The sequence below is a fragment of the Pseudomonas marincola genome, assembly GCF_900116605.1.
Taxonomy (GTDB): Bacteria; Pseudomonadota; Gammaproteobacteria; order Pseudomonadales; family Pseudomonadaceae; genus Aquipseudomonas; species Aquipseudomonas marincola.
Genome location: NZ_FPBC01000004.1, coordinates 309,743 through 329,983, shown reverse-complemented (window position 1 = coordinate 329,983; position 20,241 = coordinate 309,743). Strand labels below are relative to the sequence as shown.

General features: G+C 54.2%; 16 protein-coding genes. 14 read left to right on the top strand and 2 right to left on the bottom strand.

The annotated features are described in order from the left end of the window. The first annotated feature begins 41 nt into the window (after nt 1–41). The 3 genes from BM395_RS09390 to BM395_RS23585 all read left to right on the top strand — a co-directional run bounded on the left by BM395_RS09390 (nt 42) and on the right by BM395_RS23585 (nt 2,274). The gene (locus tag BM395_RS09390; protein WP_090510968.1) at nt 42–968 is read left to right on the top strand and encodes a quinone oxidoreductase family protein; all 927 of its coding nucleotides are present in this window, start codon (nt 42–44) and stop codon (nt 966–968) included. A gap of 69 nt (nt 969–1,037) precedes the next feature. Next, on the top strand, nt 1,038–1,949 hold the full coding sequence (locus BM395_RS09385) for a LysR family transcriptional regulator (protein ID WP_090510963.1): 912 nt from the start codon (nt 1,038–1,040) through the stop codon (nt 1,947–1,949). A gap of 172 nt (nt 1,950–2,121) precedes the next feature. Next, nucleotides 2,122–2,274: a hypothetical protein gene (locus BM395_RS23585; RefSeq protein WP_244528960.1), complete on the top strand. Its 153-nt coding sequence runs from the start codon at nt 2,122–2,124 to the stop codon at nt 2,272–2,274. Nucleotides 2,275–3,407: 1,133 nt separating this feature from the next. Here the strand turns inward: BM395_RS23585 and BM395_RS09370 are convergent. Further along, nucleotides 3,408–4,250, bottom strand: coding sequence for an SDR family oxidoreductase (locus BM395_RS09370; RefSeq protein WP_090510961.1), 843 nt, complete (start codon nt 4,248–4,250; stop codon nt 3,408–3,410). Nucleotides 4,251–4,658: 408 nt separating this feature from the next. Between BM395_RS09370 and BM395_RS09365 the strand changes: the two genes are divergently transcribed. The 8 genes from BM395_RS09365 (at nt 4,659) to BM395_RS09330 (ending at nt 15,895) form a co-directional block, all read left to right on the top strand. Further along, a complete protein-coding gene (locus BM395_RS09365; RefSeq protein ID WP_090510957.1) occupies nt 4,659–6,308 on the top strand; it encodes a DUF1302 domain-containing protein in 1,650 nt (549 codons plus the stop codon). 30 nt (nt 6,309–6,338) lie between these two features. Further along, on the top strand, nt 6,339–7,703 hold the full coding sequence (locus BM395_RS09360; RefSeq protein ID WP_090510955.1) for a DUF1329 domain-containing protein: 1,365 nt from the start codon (nt 6,339–6,341) through the stop codon (nt 7,701–7,703). Between the two features lie 130 nt (nt 7,704–7,833). After that, nucleotides 7,834–8,955: a WD40/YVTN/BNR-like repeat-containing protein gene (locus tag BM395_RS09355; RefSeq protein WP_090510952.1), complete on the top strand. Its 1,122-nt coding sequence runs from the start codon at nt 7,834–7,836 to the stop codon at nt 8,953–8,955. Nucleotides 8,956–8,991: 36 nt separating this feature from the next. Continuing rightward, nucleotides 8,992–11,523, top strand: a complete 2,532-nt coding sequence (locus BM395_RS09350; protein WP_090510949.1) for an efflux RND transporter permease subunit — start codon at nt 8,992–8,994, stop codon at nt 11,521–11,523. A gap of 47 nt (nt 11,524–11,570) precedes the next feature. Next, entirely contained in the window at nt 11,571–12,542 is a 972-nt protein-coding gene (locus BM395_RS09345; RefSeq protein ID WP_090510947.1) for a VOC family protein, read from the top strand. Beyond that, on the top strand, nt 12,539–13,357 hold the full coding sequence (locus BM395_RS09340) for an enoyl-CoA hydratase/isomerase family protein (RefSeq protein ID WP_090510944.1): 819 nt from the start codon (nt 12,539–12,541) through the stop codon (nt 13,355–13,357). Before BM395_RS09345 ends, BM395_RS09340 begins: the two co-directional genes overlap by 4 nt. A 31-nt stretch (nt 13,358–13,388) precedes the next feature. Then, nucleotides 13,389–14,210, top strand: a complete 822-nt coding sequence (locus BM395_RS09335) for an SDR family NAD(P)-dependent oxidoreductase (RefSeq protein WP_090510942.1) — start codon at nt 13,389–13,391, stop codon at nt 14,208–14,210. Nucleotides 14,211–14,293: 83 nt separating this feature from the next. After that, entirely contained in the window at nt 14,294–15,895 is a 1,602-nt protein-coding gene (locus BM395_RS09330) for a phytoene desaturase family protein (RefSeq protein WP_090510940.1), read from the top strand. A gap of 80 nt (nt 15,896–15,975) precedes the next feature. Here BM395_RS09330 and BM395_RS09325 read toward each other — a convergent pair whose 3' ends face one another. Beyond that, nucleotides 15,976–16,620, bottom strand: coding sequence for a TetR/AcrR family transcriptional regulator (locus BM395_RS09325; RefSeq protein ID WP_090511054.1), 645 nt, complete (start codon nt 16,618–16,620; stop codon nt 15,976–15,978). Nucleotides 16,621–17,015: 395 nt separating this feature from the next. On the opposite strand from BM395_RS09325, the gene BM395_RS09320 reads away from it, so the two are divergent. From BM395_RS09320 to BM395_RS09310, 3 genes are all read left to right on the top strand, one after another. Then, nucleotides 17,016–18,293 carry a cytochrome P450 gene (locus tag BM395_RS09320; protein WP_170860571.1) on the top strand — a complete coding sequence of 426 codons (1,278 nt, stop codon included), beginning with the start codon at nt 17,016–17,018 and terminating at the stop codon, nt 18,291–18,293. A 48-nt stretch (nt 18,294–18,341) separates the two neighbouring features. Continuing rightward, the gene (locus BM395_RS09315) at nt 18,342–19,373 is read left to right on the top strand and encodes a hypothetical protein (RefSeq protein ID WP_090510931.1); all 1,032 of its coding nucleotides are present in this window, start codon (nt 18,342–18,344) and stop codon (nt 19,371–19,373) included. An 80-nt stretch (nt 19,374–19,453) separates the two neighbouring features. After that, the gene (locus BM395_RS09310) at nt 19,454–20,239 is read left to right on the top strand and encodes an SDR family NAD(P)-dependent oxidoreductase (protein ID WP_090510929.1); all 786 of its coding nucleotides are present in this window, start codon (nt 19,454–19,456) and stop codon (nt 20,237–20,239) included. The last annotated feature ends 2 nt before the right edge of the window (nt 20,240–20,241 follow it).

The window sequence follows — 20,241 nt, the reverse complement described above, 5'->3', positions numbered from 1 at the left end:
CCAGAAATCAAATTGACAACAAAACAGACAAGGAGACTGCCATGCGTGCAGCCATCATTACCGAGCGCAATGCACTGCCCATCGTTGGCGAGTTTCAGCAGCCACAAGCGCAAGACGGCGCCGTACTGATTGATGTAGATACCGCAGGTCTTGGCGGCTGGGATGTACTGGGCGCTTATCGTCTGGGTGTTGAATACCCGTGCGTGATCCGCGGCGAAGGCGTAGGGCGTGCTCCTGATGGCCGTCGCGTGTATTTCGGTGAACGTTCAGTTTTGCCATTCGGTGCTTGGGCTGAGCGCACTTTGGTGCCGCAGGCTGAGGTTTGGAATGTGCCTGATGACGTCGATGATAAAACCGCCATCAGCATGGGCATTGCGGCCACCGGCGCTATCGTGCCGCTTGAAAAGGCCGAAATTCAGAAAGGTGAAAAGGTTTTGGTTTTAGGCGCCACTGGCACCCTGGGTCAGATCGCGCTGCAACTGGCGCGAGGCATGGGCGCTGGCAAGGTGGTAGGGGCTGCGCGTTCTGCTGAAGCATTAGGACGGCTGAAGTCGCGCGGTTTCGCCGATGATGTGGTCACCTTAGGCGGCAGCGATGATGTGGCAGCGCTTAAAGATGCCGCTGATGGCGGCTTTGATGTGGTGCTCGATTTGGTTTGCGGCCAGCCCATGCTGACCTCGCTAAAAGCGACCAACTGGGGCGCACGCATTATGACCATCGGCACCGGTGCGGGTCGTCAAATCAACCTCGATATTGCCGACCTATTGTTCCGTAACCTTTCTTGCATTGGTACCGGCCAACGTCCACCGGCGGACCGTGAACAGATTTGGTTGCGCTTGCTGAAAATCGCCAAAGAGCAGCAAATTCAGGTTGATTATCTTGATTTCACCATCGATCAGGCAGCGCAGGCCTGGGCTGCGCAAGTTGATGGACCTCACGCAAAAATAACTGCCAGCATTCGCCGTTAAAGCCCAAGCTATAGGGCGGTACAGCCTCGGCTTGCGCCCTCTATCCTCCTGCCAGTAGTAACTATCCAGATGACCAAGGGCAAAGATATCTCCATGCGTCAGCTGCGCTATTTTGTGGCCGCAGCTGATTCTGGGCAGTTCTCTCAGGCAGCACTGCAGGTGCATGTATCGCAGTCGGCGATTACTGCTGCGGTGCTTCACTTGGAAGTGACTATGGGGGTGAGCCTGTTCGAACGCCTGCCACATGGCGTGGTGTTGACTGCCGAGGGCAATAAGTTTGCTCAGCATGCACGGCATATTCTCGACAGCCTGCAGGATGCACTTAGTGAGCCGCTGTTTCTTAGCCACGCGATAAAAGGCACGGTGCGAGTTGGCGCTTCTTACACAGTGCTGGGTTATTTTTTACCAGCCTTGTTAGCACGTTTTAAACGTAGTTACCCGCAGGTGGATATTGATCTGATCGACATGGATCGCCACAGCATCGAAGTGGCGGTGGCCAATGGTGATCTCGATCTGGGCGTGGTGATTGTCTCCAATACGCTCAAATCGCACGATTTCGCTCGTCATGTGCTAATTAGGTCACGTCGACAGCTGTGGCTGTCCAGCCAACATCCTTTGATGAAGTCGACCTCGATCAATCTCGAAGATGTAGCTGAGCATGCGTATATCTTGGCCACGGTGGACGAGGGCGACACTTCAACGCTGCGCTATTGGGAATCCCGCGGGTTGGCGCCGCAGGTTGCTTTTCACACCTCATCTATGGAAGCGCTGCGGGGTTTAGTCGCGCATGATTTTGGCGTGACCATTCTGTCCGACATGCTCTACCGGGCGTGGTCATTGGAGGGTAAGAAAATCGAAGTTCGGCCCATAGTCGACGTTATTCCACCGATGGAGTTGGGCTTGATTTGGTTAGCGGATAAATGTTTACCTGAGCCTGCGCAAGCGTTCAGGCAGTTCCTGATTATGGCTTGTGCTTCTTAACGTTTACCGGGATTAGCACGTTCTGTCGGCCAGTTGCCGTAATTCATCAGGACATCGAAGGCTTCGGTCATTTCCTCGGCGCGTGAGGGGTAATCGTCACGTATTCCAGTACCTTAGTTGATACCCTGTTTCTGTGGTGTTCGCGCACCTGAATAATCAGAATATTTTCTAGGTGGCCAAGAATTACGCTCTGGCCTGGGCCGCTGAAAAACGAGGCGGTGAGCTTGGCTTTGCGCTAAACAGCCAGGTACTGATGTCGAGTAGTTCGATGCGGGTGCCGTGTATTCCGGTGACCTTGGTGCTGGGCGTGCCAGTGGCTTCATAGCCGGCGAGAATAAGGTCTTCTTTATCGCGAAAATGCGTATAAAAAGTGGAGTGAGAAACCCCCGAACTTCTTGAGCAAATCTTGCACGGTGATCTCGTTGAACTCTTTCTCTAGGGCTTGGCAGTACATTGCGTCCAGTAACAGTTGACGGGTGCGTTCCGTCCATGCTGCAAGGCGCGATTGTTAGGCGGCGGTGTCGGTAAATTCTGGTGTTAAGTGGGACATTTCGTGTCTCTGCAAGGCTATTTTACTTAAGTGACCACGGGGAAGGTCTGTACGGTGGTACGTCTTACCTGCATTTTGTGAGTATAGGCGTTAGTGGTATATAGAACAAAACCATAGCAAGTGTGCATTGTTATTTGTATTGGCGGACACTTTTGGGGTTCTGCTCGTTCTGGCATAGCTCACATGCTTATACCGTTCCTCCAGCGTGTTAGATCCATTGGAGAACAATAATTATTAGCCACGATCCTACAAATGTCTCTGTTCCTGCGCATATTCCGCCGCATTTGGTACGTAACATCGACCTATGGACCGTGCTCAGAATGCATTGCTCACCCCACTGTTCACGCCAAAAAAGTTTAAGCAGTACAGCGCGTACGACTGCGAGGCTAGCAGCATCAATATCTCACCACGACCAACCCCGTGCTGCCATAGCACCGAGAGATTGCCCGCGGCTAGCAGCTAAGCAAACCCTGCATACGAGATGAGGCAACCGCGATAAAGCTGGGCGATGGCCTTGTATGCCGAACGGGAGTAGCCAGCAGTGCGGTCAGCAGCGGCAGGTTAGCGAGAATCAAGCCCATGGAGTTCACAGTTAACGTGTGTCGGCAAAATACGCCAGCGACTATTACATCGACATCCCCTGCGAACCGAACAGCATGAACTTTGGCAGGTATAGGCGAATCACCCTTTGCAAGCGCCATACCTTAGGCAATAGCATTGGCGAGAGTACCAGTAATGCCGTGAGCTAGCGGTAGCAGGAAATCGCCGTAGGGCCGATAACGCCAACGGATAGACGATTAACTACTGTGCTAGCGGCCCAGGTCAGTGCGGCAAGTACAGTTAAGAGCAAGTTCATACGTGCTGCGCGGCACAATGTTTGGCCATTCCGTAAGCGTTTGAACGCCAGCTTAAGTTGCAGCGTTGCGCGCCATTATAGCGGCAGCGAAATCGCGCTTGAGTGTGGGGAAATAGGCAATCTGCCCGCCCATACCACCGGCAATGTCGATGGATGCGGCGCTGATAAAACTCGCGTACTCGCTGGATAAGAACAGCACCATGCCGGCGACATCCTCAGGCTTGCCGTAACGGCCGATTGGCACCACCTTCATTACCATGGCGTCGAACTCTTCGCGGCTAACGCCCGGGCCCATCTCCTTGTAGTGTCGATCCCACTGGCCGGTATCGATCCAGCCCATATTTAGGCTGTTCACCAAGATATTGTCCTTTGCCAGCGACATACCCAGCGAGCGTGAAAGAGCAATACACGAAGCGCGGTTGATAACTGAAGGAATGCCATCAGGCGTTGGCACTGTGCCAGCGAGGGCGTTGATCTCAATAATTCGCCCCCAGCGCTGCTGACGCATATGCGGAACCACTGCCTGAACAAAGCGGAAATGACCCATTTGCAACACATTGGCGTGTTCAAGAATGGCTTCGGGGGTGAGGCTATCTAGGTTGCCACTGCGACCTTGGCCGGCATTATTAACCAAAATATCCACGCCGCCCCATATCTCGACCACCTCGGAAACGAAGTGTTGAACACCCACGGTATCGGTCACGTCCACCACACGGGCCAGCACTGCTTGGGCGTTTTGTTGCAGCTGCGCAGCTGCGCTATTTACCGCATCAAGGCTTCTGGAGCAAATAGCCACGCGGGCACCTTCTTGGGCAAAGGCACGGGCTATGGCTAGGCCTATACCCCTTGAAGCTCCTGTAACGATGACGCGTTTACCATTCAGGTCGATGTTCATTGCAGGTCCGCTCCTGTTGTTTTTGTCTATTGGGTACACGAGATGACGTGTGCGCTTGGATGGACATTAAAACCTAATGCGCACTTAGATCAAATCATAATTGAACAGTAAGCATTTTTGTGTGCAATATGTTCCAAGGCAACGCTATCTACACTGACCTGCCCAGCACCACCCTTTTGAGAGCGTTGCATTTATTGTTCTGTATAGAGAATTGAAATCTTTATGTGGAATTTTTTATTTTTCTCGGTTAATTTAATTTCAAGCCGCGAGGAGCACTACCGCTAGGGCAGAAGCAACACCACCCGAGAAGGCTTAAGCGAGGTGCTTAGCAGCGACACGTTACAGAGGCTGAAGTAGTTCACAAAACCTCACATAAACGACTGAAAATAAAAACAAAAGGTGGCTTGTATGAAAGATACGACCAAGCAAGGTCTGCACTTGTTCAGCCGCAGTGCGATCGCACTCGCTGTGCTTGGTAGCATGGGCATCGCGCATGCTGCTTCGTTCGACCTCGGCAACTCTGATTACCGTCTGCGTTGGGACAATACGGTGCGTTACAACCTGGGTATGCGTATGGAAGACCAGGACGACCGCATCATGAATACCCCTACCTACGACGAGTCGGATGGCAAGTTCGATAAAGGCGATATCATGACAAATCGCCTTGATCTGTTAACCGAGGTGGATTTCTCGTACCGCAAGGACTGGGGTGCCCGCGTTAGTGCTTCAGCTTGGTACGACAATGCTTATGATGATAACAGCGTAACAAGCAATGTCGGCGGCCAGACCAGCTACGAAAACGGCAAGTACAGCAGTGAGGTAAAGCGCTATGTAAATGGTCCATCAGGCGAAATACTCGACGCTTTCGTTTGGACGAACCTGCAATTGGGTGAAACCCCAATCAACATTAAAGTTGGTCGTCATACCAATTATTGGGGTGAGGGTCTGCTGATTGGCGCGCACGCCATGTCTTACTCCCAGGCGCCGATTGATGGAGTCAAAGCCGCTACCAGCCCTGGTATTGAAACAAAAGAAGTGTTTCTGCCTATTGGTCAGGTTTCGGCCAAGGCCCAAGTAAGCGATAACCTGTCGATTGCTGGCCAATATTTCTATGAGTGGGACTACACCCGTATCCCTTATGGCGGTACTTACTTTGGTGGCGCCGACTTCCTGTTTGAAGGCCCGGATCAATTACCAGCGGGCCCTGGGGCATTCAAGCGGACAACATCCAAGTATGGCCGCGACAGTGCCAACTGGGGCGTGATGGCTAAGTACAACTTGGAGGCGATCGAGTCGACCTTTGGTTTGTACTACCGTGAATTTGACGATTACCAACCTTGGCTTTCGCCGCAAATCAACGCAGCTGCTGGCGAGTACCGCGTAGTTTATCCGCGTGGTGTGAAAATGACGGGTATCAGCTTTGCGCGGGTGTTTGACTCGGTATCAGTTGGCTCTGAACTTTCATACCGCCAAGACGGAGCGTTGAATGCGGTCGGCGTGAGCACCCTAGATAATGAAGGACCGCGCGGCGACACCCTACATTTTGTCGCCAACGCTGTTTATGGCGTACCGCGCAACTTTATTTCCAATAACGGCACCATCGTGGGTGAGTTCGTTTATAGCCACTTGGACAAGGTGACTGAGCACGAGGAGCTCTATAAGTCTGAGGGCAGTAACAACTGTATTGATCCACGTGTGGGCAGGCCGGGATCTGGCGATAAATCAGATGGTTGCTCTACCCGTGACTACTACGCGATGGCCGTTAACTACACCCCTCAGTACCTGAATATTTTCCCCTCTTGGGATCTTGATGTGCCGCTAACGGTGAACTATGGCCTGCACGGTAACGCTGCTTCTGCCGGAGGTGGCAGTGAAGGTGCCATGTCGTGGTCTGCCGGCTTGAAATTTACCTACCAGCAGCAGTATGAGTTCGGCCTGCGTTACGCGGACACTCTCGCTCAGCCTAAGAACCTGGCCAACGGTACCGTTGCAGGCAACGGCGGCGTCGGTGGTACTGACCGCGGCTGGCTGGCATTCACGTTCAAAACCTCCATTTAAACAAATCCAATAAAAACGGAGCCCGTCTAAATGAAAAGACAAATTGCGTTATCCGTTGCACTGCTTGGTTTCGCGACTTGCAGCCTGGCTGCAGTCAGCCCAGAGGAAGCCGCGCAAATCGGTAAAACACTCACTGCATTTGGTGCAATTCAGGCGGGCAACGCCGAAGGCACTATTCCTCCCTATGAAGGTGGCCTGCGCAAGGCGCCGCCAGACTTCAAGCCTGACAGTGGCTTTTGGACGGACCCGTTCCGCGATGAAAAACCGCTGTACCGCATCACCTCGAAGAATATGGCGCAATACGCTGACAAGCTCAGCGAAGGGCAGAAAGAGGTTTTAACCAAGTACCCTGAGTACTACCTCGACATTTACCCCAGCCACCGCACCACGGCTTACCCGCAAGACGTGCTGGATGCCACCATCCGCAACGCCACTGGCTGTAACCTACTGAAAGATGGCTTGGCAGTAGATGTTGCTTGCCGCGGCGGCCTGCCGTTCCCGATTCCAAAGAACGGTAACGAGGTGATGTGGAACCAACAACTGCGCTACAAAATTGGTCACGGTTACTCCACCACCAGTTCGTCGAACAGCTGGGTGATGGATGCCAACGGCGAGCGGACCAAAACCGCAGAGCAGGCTACTTTCGAAGAGCAGCCGTACTACCAAACAGCTCAGGATGATCGCGATCCGAACATTTATGCGCGGGTCTATTCGCTGAACAACTACCCAGCACGTCGCGCAGGCGAAGTGGTTGGTATAACTGACTATTTAGATTCTGTTGAAAAACCGCGCCGAGCCTTCAGCTACTCGCCAGGCCAGCGTCGGATTAAATTGGCTCCAGAGTTGGCTTTCGATACGCCTGTAGCCAGCCAGGGCGGCGTTACCTTGTTCGACGAACTGCAGATGTTTTCGGGCAGCCAGGATCGCTTTGATTATAAGCTAGTTGGCCGTAAGGAAATGTTCCTGCCGTACAACGCCTACAAATTCTACTTTGAGTGCAAGCAGGATGAGCAATTCATGCCTCATCACGCTAACCCAGCGTGCGAGCGCTGGGAATTGCACCGTGTGTGGGTCGTTGAAGCCACGCTCAAGCCAGGTAAGCGTCACGTTTACAGCAAGCGTACTTATTACCTTGACGAAGACACCTATGGCGTAGGCCTGTACGACGCATGGGACCAGAGTGGTGCGCTGTATCGCGCGATCTTCCTCAGCGGTGTGCAGCTGTACGACATAGATCTGCCATACAACGTTAAAAACGTGGTGTATGACTTCAATAAGGGTATGTGGGCGCTGCTCAACGACGGCTTGAAGGGCGGCTACAAGTTCTCTGCCACTCCACGTTCTGAGCGACAGATGAACCCAGAAGCGATCGTTGCTCGCGAAACCCAGCGTTAATTAACGCGTAATAGCTCGCGGCTTAGCCTGCGCAGCTCAGTAGTAAAAGGTTGTTCACGCCTTACCTGCCGGGTAGCACATGCTGCTCAGCCGGTGAGGCTGACGATCTGGCATGGTGAGGATAAAAATAATGATTAGCCAACGCCTTGCTCGAGCTAACAGCCCCTTTGGACAGTTGCTCAGCAGCTCCGTTTTTTCCTTGTTGCTAGCGGCCTCAACACAGGCCTATGCAGCAAGTACTGTCATTGATCCGCTGACTGAGTCGGCGCAATCGTTCAACAATCCGCTGACCTCGCCGCTGATTGGCGTTACCCGTGTTGGTGAGATGCTGGTGAGCGTGGGCCCGCGTGGCCTGATTCAGCGCTCCAGCGATAACGGCAAAACCTGGCAGCAAGTGCTAAGTCCGGTTGCCAGCGACTTTGTGCAAGTACGCTTCAGCGATGCCAACAACGGCTGGATAGTCGGTCACGATGCTGTTGTTCTGCACAGCAGTGACGCCGGTGCCACCTGGGTGGTGCAAATGGACGGGCGCAAACTGTTCAGCTTGCTCAATGATATCTATGGCAAGCGTGCCGAGCAGGGTGATCCAGCCGCTGCTGACATGATGAATGAAATCAGCCGCGCCATGCGCTCTTCGGCTACTCCTGATGTAATGCCAGCCGCTTTATTCGACGTACTGTTCGACGCCAAAGGGCAGGGTTTTGCTGTGGGCGCATTTGGCTTGATTCTGCATAGCGATGATGCAGGTAAAACCTGGCAGCCATGGGTCGAGCGCGCAGATAACGACCGCCGTATGCACCTTTATGGCTTGGCCGAGCGTGATGGTGTGTTTTTCATCAGTGGTGAGCAGGGCTTGCTAATGCGCTTAGACGCTGAGCAGCAGCGCTTTGTCAAAATCGATACGCCTTATAACGGCACCTATTTTGGCGTCGCAGCCTTTGACCATCTGCTGTTGGCCTACGGGCTGCGTGGCAATCTGTTTGCCAGTCGTGATGATGGCCAGCAATGGCAGCAACTGGAAACCAACCTTAACAGCAGCCTAGTGAGCATCGTCGAGCAGGGTTCCGCGTTGGTGGTGGTTAGCCAAGGCGGGCAAATGGTCAGCGTTGATCGACAAAGCCTGAATGTCACACCACTTGCCAATAAGCGAGTGGGTGAGGTGAACGCGGCAAGTGCCACTGGTCAGGTCGGGAGCCTAGTGGTAACGCAATTAAGCGGCGCTAAGGTAATCAGCATTGCCCAAGCGCACTAGCCCCTGTTGGCACGACCCCCTTACGAGTATTAGAAAATGGTAGAGCAAAAATTCAACAGCGGAATGCCAGTGATTGCCAACCTAGAGGACTTCGACAAGACGTCTGGCGGTTGGTTTGAGCGGGTTATTTTCAATAACCGTATTCTGGTTGTGGTTGCCTGTCTGCTCGCCACCTTGATATTGGGTTTTTTTGCCACTCGGCTGCAGGTAAATGCCAGCTTTGAGAGGATGATTCCGAGCTCCAGCCCGTACATCAAAAATTACCTAGCGTATAAAGATCAGTTGCCTGGCTTGGGTAACAGTATTCGTGTGGTGGTGGAGAACAAGACCGGCGATATCTACGACGCCGATTACTTACTGGCACTGCAAAAGGTCAACGACACCCTATACCTGATTCCTGGCGTAGACCGCTCTTGGATGAAGTCACTGTGGATGCCTATCGTTCGCTGGAAAGAAGTTACTGAGGAGGGCATCGAAGGTGGGGCGGTGATGCCATCGGATTATGACGGCAGCGAACAATCGATCAAAACCCTGCGTCGCAACATCATGCGTGCAGGGGTTATTGGCAGCCTGGTGGCCAACGACAATAAATCGAGCATGATTGTCGCCCCACTCCAGGACACCAACCCGAAAACCGGCCTGCCGCTTGATTACGGCGACTTTTCCAAGCAACTCGAAAGCCAGCTGCGCTCGATGGAGAGCGACAAAATCGGCATTCACATCGTTGGCTTTAGCAAGCTGGTGGGTGACCTGATCGACGGCTTGTATTCGGTTATGGTTTTCTTCGGCGCTTCGGTACTGATTGCCGGCCTGTTTGTGTACTTCTATACCCGCTGTCTGCGCAGCACGCTGCTGCTAGTAGGTGTGGCGGTAGCTGGGGTGGTATGGCTGCTGGGGATCATGCAAATCCTTGGCTACGACCTAGATCCTTATTCGATTTTGGTGCCGTTTTTGATCTTCGCCATCGGTATCTCCCATGGCACACAGAAGATGAATGGCATCCTTCAGGATATCGGTCGCGGCACCCATAAGTATGTAGCGGCGCGCTATACCTTCCGCCGGCTGTTCCTCACCGGACTAACCGCGTTGCTGACCAATATCGTCGGTTTCGCCGTGCTGGTGATTATTGATATCCCGGTTATTCGCGATTTGGCGTTGACCACCAGTATTGGTGTGGCGGTACTGATTTTCACCAAGCTGTTGCTGATTCCAGTTGCGCTGTCTTACTTGGGCGTGAGCAAAAAGGCGGCGCGCTTTGCCATTGCCAAAGACCAAGCCGGTGAAGCCAATCGAGGTTTTCTTGGGCATATCTGGAATGGCCTCGACCGCTTTACCGGGCGGCCAACGGCGACTGTCGTGATTGCTTTGTCGCTTGTCGCAACAGTGCTCGGTAGCGTAGTGATGATGGACCTGAAGGTCGGTGACCTAGATCCGGGTGCACCTGAGCTGCGGGCAGACTCACGCTACAACCGTGATAACGCCTACATCACCAGTCATTATGGGCTTTCCAGTGATCAGTTTGTGGTCATCATGACCAGTGACGAAGATAGCTGCCGCCTGTATTCGACCCTGCAGCGCATGGACAAACTTGCGGTACGCCTAGCCCAGACTCCTGGAGTACAAACCACCCAGTCACTGGCTGAGTCGGTACGCTTTATCACCTCGGGCATGGCGGAAGGCAGCCCCAAATGGCTGACTATCAGCCGTGATCAGGCGATTACTAACTCGGCAGTTGATGCCGCGATGATTTCGTCACCCGGCATCACCAACCAAAAGTGCTCGGTGACGCCGATTATCGCCTATCTAGCCGACCATAAAGCCGACACGCTAACCCGCGTGTTGCAGGTGTCTGAAGAGTTTGCTCAGCAAAATAATACCGCGCCGGGCGCTGAACAACCTGTGCAGTTCCTGCTGGCTGCAGGGAATGCAGGTATTGAAGCTGCGACCAATATCGAGGTGGAGAAGGGCATCATCACCATGTATTTGGCGGTGTATGGCGCTACTGCCTTGCTCTGTTTGCTGACCTTCCGCAGCTGGCGCGCGACCGTCGTGGCGCTAATTCCGCTGATCATGACCACCATCATCTGCAAGGCGCTGATGGTGTGGCTGGGTATTGGTCTCAAGGTTTCCACCTTACCAGTGATCGCTGTCGGCGTGGGGGTCGGGGTGGATTACGCGCTGTATTTACTTAGCGTACAGCTAGCGGTGCAAGAGCGTGGTGCAAGCTTGGCAGTGGCCTATCGCCGCTCGCTGGACTTCACCGGTCGAGTGGTCGCATTGGTTGGTCTGACCATGGCCGCCGGAGTAATCACTTGGGCCTGGTCGCCGATCAAGTTCCAGGCCGATATGGGCATCCTGCTGACCTTCATGTTCCTGTGGAACATGCTTGGGGCACTGATTTTGATCCCCGCACTTTCGCACTTTTTGCTGAACCCTAAAGGCAACTCCAAGCTGGCGCAAACTCTCGACATGGAAGATGCCCACGCGCAGCAGGAAAACCGCAAAAGCGCCGACGAAACACCTAACTACTCATTGAGTGAGCACGCCGTAACCGGGCGTGCGTACTAATAAATAAGCCGGGCCTAGACCCAGGTCAGTAATTGTAGGAGTGAGAGATGTTCGAGTTATTGATGAGTGCCGACATGATGGTTCCAGACCCGGACGGCATGACGGAGAAATTGGTCGACAAGCTCGGTATTTTCAAGCACGAACGCTGGCGTCAAGCGTTCGATAACCACCCGTACATTGCGCATTTTCTGCGCGTGCACAAATCGTTGGCAGTGTCGCCAACGCGGATCGAGCCGCAGTGGCACCTCGACCAGCCTAATCCGGGTGATCCGCTGTTCCACGACTTTCTGGAAAGTCTCAAGGATTTCCAAGGCCACCATCGCCCGATGCTGACTCACTCCATCGTGTTGGCCCTGCATGGTGACAAGTTTGACGCGCTGGTGGACAAACTGATGCGTCGTCGCCTGCCATTCCGTATGGCGCAGCGAACCCCAGAAATGCCGTTCGACCGTCTGTGGTTGGGCGCCACGCCGGAAAAGCCCTATTACCAGCCCTCGGTGGATGGCGGCCTGTGCATTGAAATCATGCCTACAGAGCCACTGCAGATGCCGGCAGAAACCTACCAATTGCCGCCCATGCAGCCGCGTGATCAGCAACCTGGAGACATGGTGCGCGTAACCGCTCGTGGCTTCTTGGTGCGTGATTTGGAGGAAACGTTGCGTAAAGTTTCGACCAACCTCGACTGGGAGCCAAGTGGCCCGGTGGAGACTATCCGCAGTGAAGGCTATCGCCGTGCGCGCATGGGCTTCACCGTACCCAATAGCGCCACATTGGATGTGCTGGAAGCCACTTACTGGAACACTGACGCCGGACACTATGTGAACAACTGGGGGCCGGGCCCGTATTACATCCGCATTGGCGTTAATAATCTGGCCGCAAAGGCCGAAGATTTGCGTGCGCGCGGTACCAAGTTCGAGTGGATCGAGTCCTCCGAGGCTGTAGGTGGCCGCTCGTTGATTAAGATCGACCCGCAAGAACTCGATGGCCAGGTGTTCGAGTTTGAGGAGTGCACTGCATGAGCGCAGAGCAAATCCAACTGACTTCACCGGTGATCAACGACGCTGTGCGCCTAGAGATCGACGGCATGGTGGGCTGGGTAGTATTAACTCGACCCGGGCAAATTAATGCCATTAACGACGCTATCCGTGAGGGCGTGCCGCAGGCACTGGCGTTGTTACAGAATAATCCTAGCGTTCGCGTCATCGTTTTTCGCGGTGAAGGCGAGCGCGGCTTTTGTGCCGGCGCCGATATCAAGGAACGCCGGGGCCCAGAGAGCAGCTTGCAAGTGCGTCAGCGCATGGAAAACGTGCGCTGGATCGAGTCACTGGACGCCGTTTCTAAGCCAGTGATTGCCGCTATCCATGGCTATTGCATGGGTGGCGGCATGGAATTGGTGCTGGCTTGCGATATTCGCTTTGCCGCCCCCAACGCCATTTTTGCACTGCCGGAAACCGGCCTTGGTTTAATTCCAGGTGGCGGCGGGACGCAACGTTTATCGCGTGTGGTCGCGCCAGGCCAAGCACTAGACATGCTCCTCACCGGTGACCGCATGACCGCCGAACAGGCACAGCGCATCGGCTTGGTTAGCCGCGTTGCCAGCGACAACGCAAAGTTGCTGGAAGAGGTGCGCGAATTTGCCCAACGCATTGCCAGTAAGCCGCCTACTGCCTCGGCCTTTGTTAAAAAGGCCGCGCGTGCGGCTCTGGAGTTGGACCTTAAGAGCGGCTTGAACCTAGAGCTGGATTTGTTCGCCTTGCTGGTACCGACCAAGGATGCCCGCGAAGCGGCTCAAGCATTCAGCGAACGGCGCGAGCCGCGCTTTACCGGCGAATAAACCACCGGCTGAAAACAATAAGGAACAGGGCATGAGCACAGGAAAACTTGCAGGGCGCGTGGCAATCATTACCGGATCTGGTGGCGGTTTAGGCGCTGAATGCGCACGCGTGCTAGCGTCCCATGGTGCCAGTATTGCGGTGGTCGATATCAATTTTGACGGCGCTACGGCGGTGGCGGAGTCGCTGATGGCCGAAGGTCATCAGGCCTTGGCCGTGCGCACCGATGTGTCCTCTGAAGACGATGTCAAAGCGATGGTCAGCCAAGTTAAACAGCACTTTGGTCGTATCGACATATTGCACAACAATGCGGCGATCCTAAATGCTGAGCAACGCCAACTAGACCGCGACTTCGTCAACCTCGATATGCAAGCGTGGGACCGTGCAATCGCCGTTAACTTACGTGGCGCGGTGCTGTGCACCAAGCATGTGATTCCGGTGATGCTGGAGCATGGTAAAGGCTCAATTATTTTTGCGACATCAGGCCTCGGTGTACAGGGTGATATGTCCCTGACCGGTTATGCCACCTCAAAAGCGGGCTTGTTGATGCTGCCGCGTATGGTCGCCTCGCAGTATGGCAAGCAAGGTATTCGCGGTAATGCGGTGCAGATCGGCCTGGCGCCTTCTGAGCACGCGATGCCAGAGCCGTTGCTGGAGATTTTGCGTGATAACCACTGTACGGCGGAACTTGGCACGCCTCGGCAGATTGCCGACGTAGTGGCGTTTTTGGCCTGCGATGAATCGTCGTTTGTCACCGGCACCACACTGGTCGCCGACGGCGGCTTTAGCAGCCACACGCCATCGCTGGTGGCCATGCGCTCGCTGTTTGCGCAGATGGGCCGCACGGGCATGTAACGCGGCCATAAATTTTGACCTTCTTATTTCCAGCCACTGCCCCAGCATGGCGCGTTGGTTGAACTTCGCTATGGATGTATTGGATGAATAACAACCAACAAGAAGCAAACACAGACTTCGATGTGATCGTTGTCGGCGGCGGTAGCAACGGCCTGTCGGCAGGTTGCTACTTAGGTATGGAAGGCAAAAAAGTGCTGCTGCTGGAGGCATTGGGCAAAGTCGGCGGTATGGCTTCATCCGGTTATCTGATACCTGAGGCGCCGCAGCATCTGGTGCACCCGTGTGCGCTGGATATGATGTCGATGCGCGTGCATTGCCATGTGCAAGAAGAGTTGCAACTGGAACGCCACGGTCTTAAATCGGTTGAAGTGGCCCCCGGTTATGTCTATTTGCACCCGGATGGCCAGTCGCTGATTTTCTGGCGTGACCGTGAAAAAACCGCAGCAGAGATCCGCCGCTTCAGCAGCAAGGACGCTGCTGCGTTTCTTGAGTTTATGAAAGTCATCGACATGTTTTTGGACATTGCCTTGCCGATGATGCGCGTCGACCCAGCCAAGACCAATCTGCTGGTGAAACTGAAAGTTTTGGCAACGGCAATCAAAAACAAAGCTTTAAAGCCTGAACTGATGGCTTTGATGACCGGTTCTGCGCAGCAGGCAGCACGCGAGCGCTTTGAGCATCCGGTGACTATTTCTGCCATGTGTGCACTCACCGGCTTAGCGGGTGATATCACGGCCGATGGCGGCGGCATCTATTACGCACTGCTGGGCTTCTTGCATCGTTTCGGCGTCGGCCGGGTTGTTGGCGGCATGCAGCAATTGAGTAACGCTATGCAGTCACGCCTAGAAGAGCTAGGCGGGCGGGTTGAAGTGAATGCCAGTGTTAGCGAAATCGTCGCTAAAGATGGCCGGATTAAAGGCGTAAAGCTGGCTGATGGTCGTGAGTTTAGCGCCCGTGTGGTGATTGCTGGGTGCCACCCAAGACCTGCGCTGGAGATGGTCACCAGTGGCGAGATTCCCAAGCATTTGCTCACGCGTATCGCCATGGCGCCGGCCAATGGCAAAGGCTCGGGCCCGCTCAAGGTTGATCTTGCCTTGCGCGGCCAGATCTCCCTGCCACGCTTTGCCGCCGCGCGCGCTGATGGGGTCGATCTGCGTAAAACGGTGATGTTGATTGGTACTGAAGAAGCCGTGCTGGAAAACTTCGCCGCCTGCGCCCGTGGCGAGGTGCCTAAGCTGCCGTACATCACCGTGGCCGCACCCAGCGCCATTGATCCCTCGCAGGCGCCAGCAGGTCAAGATGTGTTGTACGTCTACCCGCCGGTGATGCCAGTGAAGCCTAATGAGGGCTGGGATGCGCTGCGTGAGCGGGTTGCCGATCAAGTTCAAGAACAGCTGTACGACTACATCGACGGCATTAAGGACCAGGTGATTGGTCGGCGAATTGAAGCGGCGCCTGACTTCACTGAGCGACTGAATACGGTGAATGGTTGTGTGGTGCATATCGACACCACCTCGATGCGCTCCAGCACCATGCGTCCGGCGTATGGCTTAGGCGGTGATACCCTGCCGGTAGACGGCTTGTACCTAGGTAGCGCTGGTATTCACCCGGGCGGCGGAGTAAACGGCATGGCCGGGCGACTGGCCGCTAAGCGTGTGAGCAAGTACTTGAAGAACAATCGCTGAGTGATACACATTAACTGCGGCCTATTGCGCGCCGCAGCGCTTGATATGACGCTGGCAGTGTTAACAACTGCCAGCGTTTTTTATGCGCCTAGGGAAATGCTCGCCAGAACGAAATCAGCCGAGTACTGGCGCCATGTCCCGATGCCTTCTTCTGAGTCGGTGTCTAGGCCCGCTAAGGCCGACATCGAGTAGCGATTAGTGAACCAGCCGGTGGTTATCAACGAGGCGCTGGCCAAGAACAAGCGTGGGTTGACATCGGCTCGAAAATCACCACAAGCCGCGCCGCGCAGCAAGATAGAGTCAAGCTTGGCAATTAACGCCGGTGCCAGTTCGAGGAAGCGATTACGAGGCGTGACATTAGCATCGTGGTAGCGGATGCCCTCTAGGGCCAAGCTGCCAAGAAAGGGGTCAAATCGGTATTGGTCAAAGAAGTGATTAAGCACTGTGCGCATAGCTTGGACAGGCGGCAGCTGTTCGACATTGAGGTTCACCAGTTCGGACATGATGTTGTCCGAAGACTCATCCAGTACTGCGATGAAGATACCTTCTTTGGAGCCGTAGTAGTGATAGACCAACTGCTTGGTAACCCCAGCTTCGCGCGCGATTTCTTCCACGCGTGCGCCAGCCAAACCTTTGCTCGCGAACTCCACACGAGCAGCTGCCAGCAGGCGGTTAATGGTGTGGCGTTTACTTTGCTCGCCACCTTCAGCGGTTTTACCTTTGATCGCCACTTTGTGCTCCTCATGCCTCATGCCTGCAGACCGCGTAACTCATAGCTTGACGCACTTTATTTGGGCCTTCGTTTGACCCTGAGTCAAACGAAACGAAGTACCGCTCAAGGCGCTAGCGCTTACCATCGGTTGACTGGCTCAGCAGGGGGTTGATCACACCTGCCGGGCTGGTAATAGCTCAAGAGTAGGCGGCGCTTACCGGCCATTCTTGCTGCGCTGAGTAATAAAAACAAGAGACTCGTCGATGCCATGCCTGCGCTTTGCTAGCCCTTGGTTTTCGACACCGTTACAGCTATTGCGATGTGTTATCGCGGGTCTCCTTGGTATCCAAAATTGCTGCGGGCAACCCGTGTCAGCGTGCAGCGGATAGTTAACAATAGGGAGTCCTGATGAGCAACGAAAACGCAGCACTGGATTTGGCAACCGCTTATTCCACAGTATCTGAAATGTACCGCGGCACAGACTTGGATATACATGAGGTATGTCGCGAACAACGTCTGAAGTCACCTATCTATGAAGGCGACTTTATCACTCAGTTCGGTGTGCCCACTAATGCTGGGATCCAACAGGGGACACGTCCAACTTACGCATTGTTCAAGTATCAAGATGTAATGGCCGTTCTGCGCGATGGCGCCACTTTCACTAGCGGATTTATTGCTGAAGGCCTCGGTGCTTTTTTCGATGGCCTGATTATTTTGGCTATGGATGGCGACGAGCACCGTAAAGTGCGCGCTTTGTTGCAACCCGCTTTCATGCCGGAAACCGTGAATAAATGGCGTCCTGAAATTGACCAAATTATTCGCGACGATTATATCCAGCCAATGTTGGCGGCGAAGAAAGCCGATCTGATGAAGTTCGGTTTGGAGCTGCCGATTCGGGTTATGTACGCGCTGATGGGGTTTCCCTCGGACGATTCCTCTAAATACAAACAATACGCAGCTTGGGCACTGGCAATTGTCGGTGGTAACCAAATTGATCCGAGCAAAATGGATGAAGCTCGCCGTCAGGCTGGTCTTGCAGTTAAAGGCTTGTATGACGCGCTGGCCGAAGTGGTGGTCAAGCGCCGTGCAGAGGGTAGTCAGGGCGACGATGTTGTCGGTCGTTTGCTGCGTGCCGAATATGAAGGCCGCACGCTGGATGATCACGAGGTCATCACGTTTACCCGTTCATTGCTACCCGCTGCCGGTGAAACCACCACGCGCATGTTCGGCTCGGTCATGACCTTACTGCTAACCACGCCAGGGTTACTTGAGCGGGTTAAAGCTGATCGTTCGCTGATTAGCAAGCTGATGGACGAAACCACACGTCTTGAACCAGTTGCCACTTTCAAAGTGCGTGAAACCGCCAAAGAAGTTGAATTTCATGGCGTGACGATCCCTAAGGGCTCATTCGTTCAATGCATGGTGGTGTCGGCTAACCGTGATGAGGACGCGTTTGAAAACCCAGATGTGTTCGATATCGACCGTAAGCCAAAGCCTTCTTTCGGCTTTGGGTTTGGCCCGCATATGTGCATTGGCCAATTTGTTGCCAAGGTTGAAATCAGTTGCGCGATTAACGCCATTCTTGACTTGCTGCCCAATCTGCGTCTGGACCCAAGCTTGCCAGTACCGAAAATTGCTGGTGCCCAATTGCGCGGCGTATCGACTCTGCCGGTGATCTGGGACTAAGCCTCACGTATTTGATCTTTGCGCCTACCAATAACAAAAGAGGGCAGTATGAGAACGTTCAAAACTATTCCAGAGCGCGGTGATTTCGGCTTCCAGCAATTGGTCGGCCCGCACAAAGTTACCGGCGCCGCTATGGCGGGCGAGCGCAACTTTTTTGGTTTGCAGTTGAGCAAGAGTTCGCCGTTTGGTTCGGTGCGCGATGAAGAGGGCAATATTTATTCGTTCGTGCGCTCGCTGATGGCACCTAACGGTACACCAAACCCGACTAAATTTTTCTACCTCAATAACCATGTCGACAACGTCAATCTGCGCATGGATTTCGCGAAAATGGCCAAGCAAGCGCTGACGCCAATGCCCGTGCAAACGCTGGAAGGCGACACCGTGCGCTGGACTAATCAGCCGGGCGAAGCGGGCAACGGTTGGGAAATTACCGCTAACAGCGAGCGCCTAACCTGGAAAGAAGAAGGTCTGTTCCATCTCGAAGGCCAACTGCTCGGCCCGGGTTTGCAGTGGTATTTGCCTGGCGTGGAGTGGGGTACGTTTTACGTTTCGCAACTGTGGAGTATTGCAGGCGTTTGCGAAGGTCGCCCGGTTAAAGGCGCTATGGCGTTGGATCAGTTTTACATGGCTGAAGGCGGCGCTATCCACTTCAAAAAAGATCTAGTGGTCAATAACAACAAGCACGTGATCTGGTGGTCGTTTGTTACCGTTTACAAGGACGGAACGTGGGACACCGGCTCCTTTATGGTCGGCCACGACCACTTGGGTTATGCCATTTTCAACAATGAAAAAGGCGAAGTACGGGTAACTACCGACATCGAAGGGCAAACGGAGCACAAGGATGGGAGTTACTTCCTCAAGTCCGCCAAGATCGTGCTGGAAGGCAAGGAGCAGTGGGAGTTCTTGCCGGATGAGAAGGGCGAGATGATCGACTTTGTTGGCGGCTTCCCGATTACCGCGCAGCAAGAAGGGCGCTGGCGTCGTGTGGGTGATACTCGCGAGCCATCGCATTGGCTGGGTTGGGGTGAGTCCGATCGGCGTAACGGTTCCGCACGCAACGTTCCTGGCAAAGACCTCTAGAGCCGCTAGTTGTACCTAGCCGCAATCAGTGGCTGGGTACAGCCATGCACCCGAGTTCATAACAATAATAAGGACGCACGATGAGCTTTCGCGACAAAGTGGTACTGATTACCGGCGCCGGCAGAGGCATGGGCCGCGTTATTGCGCTGGCATATGCACGTGAGGGGGCCAAGATCGTGGTTTCCGCACGCACGGCTAAATACGGCGAACAAACGGTAGAGCAGATTCAAGCGCTCGGCGCGCAGGCGTGCCTTGTGGGTGGCGATATTGCCGACCGTGAAGCGATTAGTTCGATGGTGCAGGGCGCTGTAGAGCGCTTTGGGGGCTTGGATGTTGTTGTGCACTGCGCCGCAGATACCAGCCATGGGCTTATGGCGGAGATGCCAGACGACACCTTCGATCACATCGTGCGCAGCAACATACAGTCGTTGTTCTGGCTGGCTAAAGACAGCGCACCTTATTTGTCAAAGGCTGTGGACAAGGGCCGTTTGATTTTTATCTCATCAGGCGAGGCCAATCGCAAATACACCCCGCGTTTAATTGCCTACAGCGCAAGCAAAGCCTTTATGAATGCCTTCGCTCGTGGTTTGGCTGTGGAGTTTGGGGTGATGAACATCCTAGTCAACGTGGTTGAGCCGGGGCTAATCGGTACTGATCATATGTTCGAAACTCTAGGCGGCGACCTGGCGCATAAATTGGCCGAAAACTTCCCGGTAGGACGCTTGGGCGAATCAGCCGATATTGCCAATGCAGTACTGTTTTTAACCAGCAACCAAGCGTCTTATATCACTGGCACCTCGTTGTTGGTGGACGGCGGCGCCACGATGGTGGCGATGCCCAAGGTAGAAGATATTCTCAAGGGCTAATA

What these genes read in the sequence shown, in the direction of transcription:
- BM395_RS09390 (WP_090510968.1), top strand. Translation starts at nt 42, where the DNA reads ATGCGTGCAGCCATCATTACCGAGCGCAATGCACTGCCCATCGTTGGC.
- BM395_RS09385 (WP_090510963.1), top strand. Translation starts at nt 1,038, where the DNA reads ATGACCAAGGGCAAAGATATCTCCATGCGTCAGCTGCGCTATTTTGTG.
- BM395_RS09370 (WP_090510961.1), bottom strand. Translation starts at nt 4,250, where the DNA reads ATGAACATCGACCTGAATGGTAAACGCGTCATCGTTACAGGAGCTTCA.
- BM395_RS09365 (WP_090510957.1), top strand. Translation starts at nt 4,659, where the DNA reads ATGAAAGATACGACCAAGCAAGGTCTGCACTTGTTCAGCCGCAGTGCG.
- BM395_RS09360 (WP_090510955.1), top strand. Translation starts at nt 6,339, where the DNA reads ATGAAAAGACAAATTGCGTTATCCGTTGCACTGCTTGGTTTCGCGACT.
- BM395_RS09355 (WP_090510952.1), top strand. Translation starts at nt 7,834, where the DNA reads ATGATTAGCCAACGCCTTGCTCGAGCTAACAGCCCCTTTGGACAGTTG.
- BM395_RS09350 (WP_090510949.1), top strand. Translation starts at nt 8,992, where the DNA reads ATGGTAGAGCAAAAATTCAACAGCGGAATGCCAGTGATTGCCAACCTA.
- BM395_RS09345 (WP_090510947.1), top strand. Translation starts at nt 11,571, where the DNA reads ATGTTCGAGTTATTGATGAGTGCCGACATGATGGTTCCAGACCCGGAC.
- BM395_RS09340 (WP_090510944.1), top strand. Translation starts at nt 12,539, where the DNA reads ATGAGCGCAGAGCAAATCCAACTGACTTCACCGGTGATCAACGACGCT.
- BM395_RS09335 (WP_090510942.1), top strand. Translation starts at nt 13,389, where the DNA reads ATGAGCACAGGAAAACTTGCAGGGCGCGTGGCAATCATTACCGGATCT.
- BM395_RS09330 (WP_090510940.1), top strand. Translation starts at nt 14,294, where the DNA reads ATGAATAACAACCAACAAGAAGCAAACACAGACTTCGATGTGATCGTT.
- BM395_RS09320 (WP_170860571.1), top strand. Translation starts at nt 17,016, where the DNA reads ATGAGCAACGAAAACGCAGCACTGGATTTGGCAACCGCTTATTCCACA.
- BM395_RS09315 (WP_090510931.1), top strand. Translation starts at nt 18,342, where the DNA reads ATGAGAACGTTCAAAACTATTCCAGAGCGCGGTGATTTCGGCTTCCAG.
- BM395_RS09310 (WP_090510929.1), top strand. Translation starts at nt 19,454, where the DNA reads ATGAGCTTTCGCGACAAAGTGGTACTGATTACCGGCGCCGGCAGAGGC.